Source organism: Micromonospora sp. D93 (assembly GCF_018070365.1).
GTDB classification, from domain to species: Bacteria; Actinomycetota; Actinomycetes; order Mycobacteriales; family Micromonosporaceae; genus Micromonospora; species Micromonospora ureilytica.
This window is the reverse complement of the sequence record NZ_JAGPXW010000020.1, coordinates 91824-104680: the sequence shown is the minus strand read 5'-3', so window position 1 is coordinate 104680 and position 12857 is coordinate 91824. Positions and strand designations below refer to the sequence as shown.

The following is a 12857-nucleotide window of genomic DNA, read 5'->3' as shown; positions in this document are numbered from 1 at the left end:
CAGGAACCCTAACGGACACCTGTGGCACCCGGACAGTCCCGCGAGGACGTGTCACGCCGGACCGGTCAGGCGGGGCCGCACGCCGCCGGGCCGGGCACGTCCGCCACCCCGCAGCGGAACACCTCCACCGGCGCCCTCGCCACGTCGGGCACCTGCTCCACCCGCATCAGGGCCAGCCGCTTGTCGACCGGCTCCCCCGAGTCGGGCGTGAACCGGATCAGCCCGGACACCCCCGGGTAGCCCTGACCGGCGTTCTGCCGGAGCACCTCCGCGTGCACGCCCACCGGGTTGACCGAGTCCGGCTCCCAGCGTTGCCGGGGGTCGGCGTGGTGCAGCCGGGCGGCGAGGCTCTCCACCGCCCGGACCAGCATCATCGCCGCGTCGTAGGCGAGGCTGACCCGTTCGCCGACCTGCTCCTCGGAACCCGGCCGGCAGCGCGGCTGGTCGAGCAGGTCGTCGGCCTGGATCCAGGACAGGAAGCTGGCCCGGGCGGCGTCGCGCCGGTCCTCGGCGGCCCGCAGCGCCACGCAGGTGGCCAGGGCCGCCTTCGAGACGTACGTGACGGGCAGGTTGCCGGGCGCGGCGGCGCGCAGCCCCGGATTCGCCATGTAGCGGTTGGCCGAGTCGTCGGCGACGAGGTGTCGGGGCGGGTTGCCGCCGCACTCGCGCAGCGCCCGCAGGAAACCGTCGAACTCCGTCCATCGACCGGCGTAGAAGAGCAGCCCGGCGTAGCCGCACTCGTCGGTCAGCCGCTGCCCGGTGCGCCACTCGTCGAGGCGGGTGATCCGGGGGCCGAACTGTCGTCGGAGCCCGTCGACGAGGGTCCCCACGTAGAGGTCCTCGGTGAGCGAACTGCCCTCCAGCGTCGTGTAGAAGACGTGCGCCTCGTTGACCTTCAGCACCTGCTTGGCGTACGCGTCGACCAACTTCACCTGATCCTTGTTCGGGGCGGAGATCTGGAGGTAGAGGCGGGAGTTGGCGTCCATCTTGTCGGCGGAGAGGGTGGGCGCCAGCACCGGCAGCCCGACCTGGTTCAGCTCGCGCAGCGCGCGGGCGGTGCTGGTGCGGCTCTCCACCAGCCCGACCACCCCGAGCACCGTGGGGTCGTCCCGGGCCAACTCGGCAAGCATCGCCACGGCCTGGTCGGCGTAGACCATCTGCCGGCCGCCGTTGGCCACCACGATCCGCAGCAGCGCGGCGCCGTCGGCGCCAGCCGACTCCTTCAGCAACGCGTACTGGGCGGTGGCCATGCCTTCGAGCTCCTCGCGCTCGGAGACGTACGACTCCTCGTCCGCACGGGTGCGGTTGCCGGTGAGGGTGCCGAGGTAGACCAGGGTGAGGAAGGGCCGTCGTCGGTCGCTGCGCTGCCAGACCTCCTCGGCGGCGCGGTTCTGCGCGAAGATGCGCTGTTGGACGGTGCGCAGCCGGTCCTGGCCGGGGTCGTTGTTGAACACCTGGGCGGCGCTGTCGCTGTAGCCGACGCACTCGCCGCTGGCGGCCACCTCCACCGACACCTGACCGGTGAGCGAGGGGTGACAGCCCGGCCCCCACCGACTGGTCACCCAGAGGCCGAGCGACGCCACCAGCACCAGGCAGAGCGCCGCCGGCAGGAAGCGCCGCGACCACCACGGCGGGTCGGGCGCGGCGAACGGCCGCAGTCCGCCACGTGACGGCGGGCCGGTGTCGGTCTCGTCGGGACGCAGCGCCACCAGCCAGGTGGCCGGGCGGCGCAGCCGGCGCATCTCCGGCAGCGCCCCGGCCCACTCGTCGTACGCCTCGTCGGCCTCGGTCAACGGGTGCGGTTCGGGCAGGTCCGGTGGGGGTTGCCCGCCGGACGCGACGATCAGCAGCGGGTCGTTGCGGCCGGTCTCGGTGCGGACGTCGCCGATCAGGCGGACCAGTTCCCCGCCGACGTTGCCGGGGGCTACGTGATCGAGCAGCAGCGCCGGGTACGCGGTGCGCCGCCAGTCCGACGGACGCCACGGCCGACGCCGGTACGCCTGCCGAAGGTCCTCCAGGAACGCGTGCAGCAGCAGTTTGTTGACCTGGTCGGGTTGCTCCCCGTCGCGCCAGCCCGCGGTGAGGCGCTCGGCGAAGCCGAGGAAGGTGACCGACTGCCGGGGCGCCAGGTACTGCTGGCGCATGAACCAGTTGTAGTGCCGCCCGAGCACCGGCACCCGACCGGAGACGGCAGCCCGGAAGACGACCCCCGGCACGGCGCGACGGACCACCCAGAGCAGCACCTGCGAGACGATGCTGACGGCGTCACCGCCGGAGGGCGCCGCCTCCGGCGTACGCGGGCCCTTGCGGTCGCGCAACCGGCGGACCAGGGCAGCCCGGCTGTCGTCGGCGTCGACGCTCAGGCTGAGGCTCTGCTGCATCAGCCAGTCGGCGAGCGGATAGTGCCGGAAGCGCAGTCTGGCGGCGCCGAATGCCTCCAGGGAGAGCTGCCGGTGCAGCTCGCGCAGCAGCGCCGGCACGTCCCCGGCACCGGGCGGCACGTCGGCGTCCAGCACGGCGTGCGGGACGCGCCGTCGGGGGCCCTGGCCGAGGAACCGGCGCAGCGGCACCATCAGATCCGCGGTGTCGGAGCGGACCAGCCACAGCAGCGGCAGCCGGCGGTCACCGCGGCGGGGTCGCCGCAGCAGCCGGGCGAGCAGCGCGAACAACTCCAACCCGCCGGCCGGCAGCCGCTCCCTGCCTGCGGTTGACTGCCGTTGGCCGCTCAACTCCCGCCTGGGCAACTCCGATCGCCGCACGTGTCACCTCCGATCCACTCAGTGTGACCTTGCGGTGCAAGGCACGCCAGAGGCCGGCGGCCGGCCATGGGTGTGGCGGGCCAACGACGTTCACAGTTGTCGATTAGGTTGGCGTGGCGAACACCCGATGGAGGGAGTCCACCCCGTGCGACGAGTCCTCACGGCGGCCACCACCGCCCTGACCCTCACCACCGCCGGCACCATGCTCGCCGGCACCCCCGGCCAGGCCGCCCCGACGGCCTGGGGCCGTCCGGTCGTCTCCGCAGCGCCGCAACCCGGCGCGCCCGGACTGGGCGACAGTTACTTCCCCGACTACGGCAACGGCGGCTACGACGTCGAGCACTACGACGTCCGGCTGCGCTACGAACCGGCCACCGACCTGCTCACCGGCACCACCACCATCCTCGCCACCGCCACACAGGACCTCTCGACGTTCAATCTGGACTTCCTGCTCGACGTCGAGTCGGTCCGGGTCAACGGCTGGGCGGCGAGCACCAGCACCGCGGGGGTGCACGAGGTGGTGGTCACCCCGGCCCGCACGGTGACCCGGGGTCAGCAGCTCACCATCGTGGTGCGCTACTCCGGCGTCCCGTCGGAGGCCCTGGTCGACGGTTACACCGGCTGGACGCGTACCGACGACGGCGCGCTCGCCGTCAACGAGCCCGAGTCGGCGTGGTGGTGGTTCCCGAGCAACGACCACCCGCTGGACAAGGCCACCTACGACATCTCGGTGTCGGTGCCCACCGGCGTCGAGGTGATCAGCAACGGGGTGCAGCCACGGCCGCCGCTGGCCGAGGCCGGCAACCGCACCCGGTGGATCTGGCGGACCACCTCGCCCACGGCCACCTACCTGGCCTTCATGGCCATCGGCCAGTACGACATCGTCACCGACACCACCCCGAGCGGTCAGCCGGTGATCAACGCGTACAGCACCTCGCTTGGCGCGCTCGGGCCGGCCGCCCGGGCCAGCATCGAGCGGACCGCCGAGATCGTCGACTGGGAGAGCGGGATCTTCGGCCCGTACCCGTTCGAGGCGCAGGGTGGCGTGGCCGGGCCGGTGGACGGCATCAGCTTCGCCCTGGAGACGCAGACCCGACCGGTGTACGGGCCGGGCTTCTGGCGACGCGGCGCCAACACCTACGTGGTGACGCACGAGTTGGCCCACCAGTGGTTCGGCGACTCGGTCTCGGTGGCCGACTGGCGCAACATCTGGCTCAACGAGGGCTTCGCCTCGTACGCGGAGTGGCTCTGGTCGGAGGAGCAGGGCGAGGGCACCGCCCAGGAGGTCTTTGACTTCACCTACGCCAGCTACCCGGCCGACGACGGGTTCTGGCAGGTGCTGCCCGGCGACCCGGGTGCCGCTCGGGTCTTCGACAACGCCGTCTACGACCGGGGCGCGATGACCCTGCACCAGTTGCGGCTGGCCGTCGGCGACGACGCGTTCTTCGAGATCCTGCCGGCCTGGACGGCCGAGCGCCGGTACGGCAACGGCACCATCGAGCAGTTCCAGGCCCTGGCCGAGCGGATCTCCGGGCTGGACCTGGACGACCTGTTCACCACCTGGCTGTTCACCGCCGGCCGACCCGACGTGGCGACCACCGCCCGTAAGGCCGCCCCGCCGACCGAGCCGAAGTCCTGGGCGAAGATTCGCGAGGCCCACCACCTGATGTCGCACTGACCCGACGCCCGCGTCGATCATGGAGTTGTGGTGCCTCACAGATCGGGCACCGGTGAGCATTTCGCCCACCATAACTCCATGGTCGACGCGGCAGGGGTGTAGGAGCCCCGTCCGACGAGGCGGGCGGGTGGGGTTTACGGGGTCAGGGCCGGCTGGGCGTTTGTCGCCCCGGCCGTGCTCGCCTCGACGGCGCGGATGTGCCGGTAAGCGAACCAGAGCGGCTGGTAGGCCCCACCGCGAAGGACAGGTCGACGAGCGTCCAGAACCAGGGGATATCCCGTATCGGGCCGCAGATCAGCGCCAGCGGGATGATGCCCCGTCGGTCGGCAAGGCACCTTGATCAAGTGATGAAAAGTAGGTGTCAGGACCGTGTCTGACCTACTTTTCATCACTTGATCACTGCCCTGGCGGGTGTGCGTCCCGTCGTCCCGGTTGGCGAGGTGTGCTCGGGTCTCCCTTTCGGCGATGCGTAGGTGCAGGTGCCGGCACCTCGACCGACGCCCAGGTCAAGCGTCCGGCGTCCGGCATCCGGCATCCGGCGTCCGGCGTCCGGCATCCGGCATCCGGCATCCGGCATCCGGCATCCGGCACTGAACGTCAGCGGTTCGCCATCGGCCCGGCGGTGGCCAACTCCCTGAGCCGGACCCCGCCCGACCGGACCGCACCGGCTTCGGCGGGTGCGATGACACAGACCGCACCGGTGGGCCGAACGATGCGGGCGGCCCGGAACGCCGCTCGTCGTACCGGATGACGGGGTCGCGGAACGACGAGCGCGAGGGTCGCCACGCGGCCACGCTGCCGGTCCAGGGCGACGCCCGCCGCCGCCGTGGCGATCGCCGCCGCCGATCCGGCGAGGACGAGCGTCTGCCGGGGCCCGGCGTGTTCGGCGAGCCAGCCGAGCAGCGGGGCGCCGACCGCGGCGGACACCGAGCCGGTGACCGCCAGGGCGGCGAGCACCCGGCCCCGCATCGCGGCGTCGGTGTCGAGCTGGGCGCGGGTGCCGACGGTGGTGTCGATGACCACCGCGGCGGCGGCGATCGGCAGGATCACCGCGGCGAAGCTCCAGGCTCCCGGTGCGAGGCCGGCGACGATCTGCAACCCGCTGGCGAGCAGGCCCGCGACGACAAGCGTCCGGTAACCCAGGGATCGCCGCCGGGCCGCGACGAGCGCACCCACCACCGTCCCGACCGCGAACACTGTCGACAGCAGGCCGTACCCGGAGGCGCCGGCGTCCAGCGGCCCGTCGCTCATCGCGGCCATGGTCACCTGGTAGTTGCGGCCCAGGCTGCCGAGCACGAACGACAGGGCGAGGGCGAGGAGCAGCACCGGCTGCCCGCGCAGGTAGGCGAACCCGGCCCGGACGCCGCCCCGGGCCCGGCCGGCGTTCGACGCCGCGAGGCCGGGCACGGCTCCCGGGCGTACGGCGAACAACGCCACCACCACGGCGGCGAAGCTTGCCGCGTTGATGCCGAACAGCAGGGCGGGGCCGACGGCGGCGACCACCACGGCACCGAGGCTCATGCCGAGGATCCGGCCGGCGGAGTTGGTGAGCGAGCCGAGCGCCAGGGCGTTGCCCAGCGTCTCCCGGTCGACGAGGCTGGCGGCCCAGCGCCCCATCACCGGGCCTTCGATCGCCGAGACGGCACCGCTGGCCAGGGAAATCGCGAAGATCAGCGGCAGGCCGCCGACCCCGGTGAGGGCGACCGCCGCCAGTCCGGCGGCGAGCGCCGCGTGGGCGCCCTGGGCGGCGATCAGCAACGGGCGGGCCGGCAGCCGGTCGGCCAGCACACCGCCGAAGACGCTGAGCAGCAACGTGGGCGCCGCCTGGAGCAGCACGGCGAAGCCCATGGACGTCGCCGAGCCGGTCTCCTTCAGGACGTACCAGTTGACCCCGAGGACCTGCATCCAGGTGCCGATGACGGAGACGAAGCCGGCGAGCGCCCAGATCCGGTAGTTGCGGTGGCGCAGCGCGGCGAAGGTGGCACCTCTGGCCACGACGAACCTCCAGCGATCGGCAGCATGATCATTCACACCGATCGCGGGGCGGTTCGGCAGCCGACAAGTCTTGCCGGCTTAAACCTATTTGCCCACTTCTGTGAGCGGCTTCACCGGCGGGAATGTCCGGCCGGTGCGGCAGCAGACCTGCCACACCGGCCGGACGCCCGTGACTCAGCGAGCGGCGAGGGCCTGCGTGGCCGGGCCCACCGGTGCCGGCAACGCGCCGACACCGCCCAGATAGCCGTGGATGGCGGCGGCGGCCGCCCGCCCCTCGGCGATGGCCCAGACGATCAACGACGCGCCCCGGTGCATGTCACCTGCCACGAACACCCCGTCGGCGGCGGTCTGCCAGTCGTCGCGGGCGTCGATGGCGCCCCGAGGGTTGCGGGCCACACCGAACTGGGCCAACAGCGGCTGCTGCTCGGTGCCCTCGAAGCCGATCGCCAGCAGCACCAGGTCGGCCGGCAGCTCCCGCTCGGACCCCGGCACCACTGTGACGACCCGGCGACCGTCGCGCTTCTCCACTGTCACCTCGGCGATCCGCACCGCCCGCACCTGGCCGGTGCCGTCGTCAACGAACTCCTGCACCGCCACGGCGAAGACCCGCTCGCCACCCTCCTCGTGCGCCGGGTAGCTGCGCAGAACCCACGGCCAGGTCGGCCACGGGTCCCGTGCCTCGTCGCGCTCCTGCGGCGGCTGCGGGTACAGGTCGAGCTGGTGAACGCCCGCGGCGCCCTGCCGGTGCGCGACGCCGAGACAGTCGGCGGCCGTGTCACCGCCACCGATGATCAGCACGTGCTTGCCGGCCGCGTCGATCGGGGTGCCGTCCGGCAACACCGCCCGCGCCAACCGGCGCTCGTCGGTGGCCACGACGCCGGCCTGATCGGTGGCCGCGGTGGCGACCGCGCGATTCGCCGCGACCAGGTGCGCCATCGCCTGGTGTACGCCCCGAAGCGCCCGCCCGGGAGTCTCCGGGGTGTCCCGGCCCTGCAACGCCCCACCGGCCAACAGCACCGCGTCGTGCTCGGCGCGCAACTGCTCGGCGGTGACGTCCACCCCGACGTTCACTCCGGTGCGGAAGCGCACCCCCTCGGCGGTGAGCTGGGCCACCCGGGCATCGATGTGCCGCTTCTCCAACTTGAAGTCGGGGATGCCGTACCGGAGCAGGCCACCGATCGCGTCGTCGCGTTCGTACACCGTCACCGCGTGACCGGCGCGGGCCAACTGCTGGGCGGCGGCGAGACCGGCGGGCCCGGAGCCGACGACGGCGACCGACCGACCCGACGGCGCCGGCACCGGGCGGGGGGTGAACCCGCGCGCCGCGGCGAAGTCGGCGATCTCCACCTCGACCTGCTTGATGGTCACCGGCTGACCACCGGAGATGCCGAGCACGCAGGCCGCCTCGCAGGGCGCCGGGCAGAGCCGACCGGTGAACTCCGGGAAGTTGTTGGTGGCGTGCAGCGACTCCACCGCGGCGTCCCAGTTGCCGGTACGCACCAGGTCGTTCCAGTCCGGGATGCGGTTGCCCAGCGGGCAGCCGTCATGGCAGAACGGGATGCCGCAGTCCATGCATCGCGTGGCCTGCTCACGGACCAGTTCCTCGCCGGCCGGCGGGTACACCTCCCGCCAGTCGCTGATCCGCACCGGCACCGGGCGGCGGGCCGGCAGCCGCCGGTCGTAGCGCAGGAAACCGTTCGGGTCAGGCACGTGCCACCTCCTGGGCAGCCACCCGCGGGGCGGGCGGCACCGGCGCGCCGGGCGCGCTGAGCGCGCCCATCACCGCGTCGTCGACGTCGCGGCCGGCTGCTTCGGCGGCCCGCATGATCTCCAGCACCCGGCGGTAGTCCCGGGGTACCACAGCGGTGAACTCGGCCACCGCCTCCGGCCACCGCTTGAGCAGCTCCTCGGCGACCGCCGACCCGGTCTCGGCCACGTGCCGTTGAACCAGCTCGTGCAACAGCGACTGCTCCTGCTCACCCAGCGGCATCAGGTCGACCAGCTCCGCGTTGACCCGGGCCCGGTCCAGTTGGTGCACGAACGCCGTTCCGCCGGACATGCCGGCGGCGAAGTTCCGGCCGGTAGCGCCGAGCACCACCACCGTGCCGCCGGTCATGTACTCGCAGCCATGGTCACCGACGCCCTCGACCACGGCGACCGCGCCGGAGTTGCGCACCGCGAACCGCTCCCCCACCCGGCCACGCAGGAAGACCTCGCCCGCCGTGGCCCCGTACAGGATGGTGTTGCCGGCGATGATCTGATCCTCGGCCCGCCGCCCCGGCTCGGCGTCCGGGTCGAGGAACGGCGCGGCGGCGTCCGGACGGACGATGAGCCGGCCCCCGGATAGGCCCTTGCCCACGTAGTCGTTGGCGTCGCCGTGCAGGCGCAGGGTCACCCCGCGCGGCAGGAACGCGCCGAACGACTGCCCAGCCGTGCCGTGCAGCACGAACTCGATGGTGTCCTCGGGAAGGCCGGCGCCGCCGAAGCGACGGGTCACCTCACCGCCGAGCATCGCGCCGACGCTGCGGTGTTCGTTGCGCACCGCCACCTCGACCCGCACCGGCGCCCCATCCGTGAGAGCCGGACGGGCCAGCGCGATCAGCTCGTTGTCGAGTGCGTGCTCCAGGCCGTGATCCTGCGCGCGGACCCCGCGTCGGGCCGCACCGGCGGGCAGCTCCGGCAGGTGCAGGACGGGCGCCAGGTCCAACCCGTGCGCCTTCCAGTGCGTCAGCGCCGGGGCCACGTCGAGCAGCTCGGACTGCCCGATCGCCTCCTCGATCGACCGGAAGCCCAACTCGGCCAGGTAACCCCGGACCTCCTCGGCGAGGAAGAGGAAGAAGTTCTCCACGAACTCCGGCTTGCCGGTGAAGCGCTCCCGCAGCACCGGATTCTGGGTGGCGATGCCTACCGGGCAGGTGTCCAGGTGGCAGACCCGCATCATCACGCAGCCCTCGACGATCAGCGGCGCGGTCGCGAAACCGAACTCCTCCGCGCCGAGCAGCGCCGCGACCAGCACGTCCCGGCCAGTCTTGAGCTGACCGTCGACCTGCACGGTGACCCGGTCGCGCAGCTTGTTGAGCAACAGCGTCTGCTGCGCCTCGGCCAGCCCCAGCTCCCACGGCGTGCCGGCGTGCTTGAGCGAGTTCATCGGGGAGGCGCCCGTGCCGCCGTCGTGGCCGGAGATCAGGATGACGTCCGCCTTGAGCTTCGCCACCCCGGCGGCGACGGTGCCGACGCCGACCTCGCTGACCAGCTTGACGTGCACGCGGGCCGCCGGGTTGACGCACTTCAGGTCGTGCACCAGCTGGGCGAGGTCCTCGATGGAGTAGATGTCGTGGTGCGGCGGCGGGGAGATCAGACCCACGCCGGGAGTGGCGTGCCGGGTCCGGGCGATCCACGGCCAGACCTTGTTGCCGGGCAGCTGACCGCCCTCGCCCGGCTTGGCGCCCTGAGCCATCTTGATCTGGAGGTCGTCGGCGTTGACCAGGTATTCGCTTGTCACACCGAACCGGCCGCTGGCGATCTGCTTGACCGCCGACCGGCGGGCCGGGTCGTGCAGCCGCTCGACGTCCTCGCCACCCTCGCCGGTGTTGGACTTGCCGCCGAGACGGTTCATGGCGATGGCGAGCGTCTCGTGCGCCTCCGCGGAGATCGACCCGTACGACATGGCGCCGGTGGCGAACCGCTTGACGATCTCGGTGGCCGGCTCGACCTCCTCGATCGGCACCGCCGGGCGGACCCCGGTGCGCAGTGTGAACAGCCCCCGCAGGGAGCCGGCCTGCGCGGCGAGCGCGTCGACCTTGGCTGTGTACTGCCGGAAGACGTCGTACTGCCGGCTGCGGGTGGCGTGTTGCAGCAGGAAGACTGTCTCCGGGTTGAACAGGTGCAGCTCACCCTCGCGGCGCCACTGGTATTCCCCACCGACCTCCAAGCGGTCGGAGCTGGCGGTGCCGGCCGGCGGCCAGGCCAGCGCGTGCCGGGCGGCCACCTCGGTGTGCACGCCCGCGAGACTGACCCCGCCGATGCGGCTGGGGGTGCCCCGGAAGTAGCGATCGACCAGCCGGGTGTCCAGGCCGACCGCCTCGAAGACCTGCGCCCCGCAGTACGAGGAGACCGTCGAGATGCCCATCTTCGACATGATCTTCAGGACGCCCTTGCCGAGCGCCTTCGCGTAGTTGCGCACCGCCGCGGCCGGCTCCACCCCGGCCAGTGCGCCGGTGTGGATCATGTCCTCGACCGACTCGAACGCCAGGTACGGGTTGACCGCCGCCGCGCCGTAGCCGATCAGCACCGCCGCGTGGTGCACCTCCCGGCAGTCGCCGGACTCGACGATCAACGCCGCCTGCGTACGCGTCTGCTCGCGCACCAGGTGCTGGTGCACGGCGGCGGTGAGCAGCAGCGACGGGATCGGGGCCAGGTCGGCGTTGGAATCCCGGTCGGAGAGCACCAGGATGCGGACGCCGTCCTCGATCGCCTCGGAGACGTGCCGGCAGATCTCGGTCAGCCGTGCCTTGATCCCGGCGGCGCCCTCCCGGATCCGGTACAGCCCGGAGACCCGGACCGCCTTGAAGCCGGGCAGGTCGCCGTCCTCGTCGATGGAGAGGATCTTCGCCAGCTCGTCGTTGTCGAGGATCGGGTGCGGGAGCACGATCTGCCGGCAGCTCGCGGCGCCCGGGTCGAGCAGGTTGCCCTCCGGCCCGATGGTCGACGCCAGGCTGGTCACCAACTCCTCGCGGATGGCGTCCAGCGGCGGGTTGGTGACCTGGGCGAAGAGCTGGTGGAAGTAGTCGTAGAGCAGCCGCGGTCGGGTGGACAACGGCGAGATCGGGGTGTCCGTACCCATCGAGCCGAGCGGCTCAGCGCCGGTGCGGGCCATCGGCCCGAGCAGGATCTTCAGCTCCTCCACCGTGTAGCCGAAGGTCTGCTGCCGGCGACGCACCGAGTCGTGCGTGTAGACGGTGTGCTCGCGTGCCGGCAGGTCGTTCAGCTCGATCAGCCCGGCGTGCAGCCACTCCCCGTACGGCTGGGCGGCGGCCAACTCGGACTTGATCTCCTCGTCGTGCACGATCCGCCCGGCCACGGTGTCGACCAGGAACATCCGGCCCGGCTGGAGTCGCCCCTTCGCGACCACGTGGGCCGGGTCGAGGTCGAGCACGCCCGCCTCGGAGCCCAGCACCACGAGCCCGTCGTCGGTCTGCCACCAGCGCCCCGGGCGCAGCCCGTTGCGGTCCAGCACCGCGCCGACGATCTCGCCGTCGGTGAAGGCCACCGACGCCGGACCGTCCCACGGCTCCATCAGGCTGGCGTGGAAGCGGTAGAAGGCACGCTTGGCCGGGTCCATCCCCGGGTCGTTCTCCCAGGCCTCGGGGATCATCATGAGCACCGCGTGCGGCAGGCTCCGCCCGGCCAGGTGCAGCAGCTCCAGGACCTCGTCGAAGTTCGCCGAGTCCGAGGCGGCGGGGGTGCAGACCGGGAAGACCCGCCGGATGTTGCCCGAGACGTTCGGTGAGCGCAGCAACGCCTCGCGGGCCTGCATCCAGTTGCGGTTGCCCCGGATCGTGTTGATCTCGCCGTTGTGGGCGATGAACCGGTACGGGTGCGCCAGCGGCCAGGACGGGAAGGTGTTTGTGGAGAAACGGGAGTGCACAAGCGCGATCGCGCTGTCCACCCGCTCGTCGCGCAGGTCCGGGTAGAACGCCGGCAACTGGTCGGGCGTGAGCATGCCCTTGTAGACCATGGTGCGGCTGGACAGCGACGGGAAGTACGCCGGCACGCCCCGCTCGGCGGTCTCCCGTTCGGCCTGCTTACGCAGACAGAACGCCACCCGGTCCAGCTCGATGCCGCGCAACGGGGAGCCGGCCGGCCCGCCGGGGGCGTCGGTCAGGCGGTGCGCGGCCACGAAGAGCTGCCGGACCCGGGGCATCGCCGCCAGGGCGGTCTCGCCCAGGTCACTCGGGTCGATCGGCACGTCCCGCCAGCCGAGCAGGTCGGCACCCTCGACCAGCGCGTACTTCTCGACCACCCGGCGGGCACGCGCCTCGGCGGCGTCGTCGTCGGGAAGGAAGACCAGCCCCGTGGCGTACTCGCCCGCCGGGGGAAGCTCGACGTCGGCGACCGCGCGCAGGAACGCGTCGGGCACCTGGATCATGATGCCGGCACCGTCGCCGGTGTTCGGCTCCGCACCACGGGCGCCCCGGTGGTCCAGCCGACAGAGCGCGCCGAGCCCGTTGGCGACGACCGAGTGTGAACGCCGGCCGTGCAGGTCCGCCACGAAGGCCACGCCGCACGCATCGTGTTCCTGCGCTGGGTCGTACAGGCCCTGGGCGGACGGACGGGCGTGGGGCGTCGGGGACGCCTGCGGGCTGTGCGGGTGCCGCTGTTCTGTGTCCGCGTACGGCTGAGCCACCGGGCCTCCTGTCGTCACT

General features: G+C 72.3%; 5 protein-coding genes and 1 pseudogene. 1 reads left to right on the top strand and 5 read right to left on the bottom strand.

The window, feature by feature from the left end; translation table 11 throughout:
* Positions 1–65: 65 nt before the first annotated feature.
* On the bottom strand, positions 66–2759 hold the full coding sequence (locus KBX71_RS21850; RefSeq protein ID WP_307847227.1) for a hypothetical protein: 2694 nt from the start codon (positions 2757–2759) through the stop codon (positions 66–68).
* A gap of 145 nt (positions 2760–2904) precedes the next feature.
* Here KBX71_RS21850 and KBX71_RS21845 point away from each other — a divergent pair, with 145 nt between their 5' ends.
* A complete protein-coding gene (locus tag KBX71_RS21845; protein ID WP_210819809.1) occupies positions 2905–4437 on the top strand; it encodes a M1 family metallopeptidase in 1533 nt (510 codons plus the stop codon).
* A 134-nt stretch (positions 4438–4571) separates the two neighbouring features.
* Here KBX71_RS21845 and KBX71_RS33885 read toward each other — a convergent pair.
* The 4 genes and pseudogenes from KBX71_RS33885 to gltB all read right to left on the bottom strand — a co-directional run.
* Positions 4572–4753, bottom strand: a pseudogene (locus tag KBX71_RS33885) (hypothetical protein); the annotation flags it as partial.
* A 281-nt stretch (positions 4754–5034) separates the two neighbouring features.
* Positions 5035–6432 carry an MFS transporter gene (locus KBX71_RS21840; protein WP_210819808.1) on the bottom strand — a complete coding sequence of 466 codons (1398 nt, stop codon included), beginning with the start codon at positions 6430–6432 and terminating at the stop codon, positions 5035–5037.
* Positions 6433–6606: 174 nt separating this feature from the next.
* Positions 6607–8142: a glutamate synthase subunit beta gene (locus tag KBX71_RS21835; RefSeq protein ID WP_210819807.1), complete on the bottom strand. Its 1536-nt coding sequence runs from the start codon at positions 8140–8142 to the stop codon at positions 6607–6609.
* A complete protein-coding gene (gltB, locus tag KBX71_RS21830) occupies positions 8135–12838 on the bottom strand; it encodes a glutamate synthase large subunit (protein WP_210819806.1) in 4704 nt (1567 codons plus the stop codon). The genes KBX71_RS21835 and gltB overlap by 8 nt, the downstream gene beginning before the upstream one ends.
* Positions 12839–12857 lie beyond the last annotated feature (19 nt).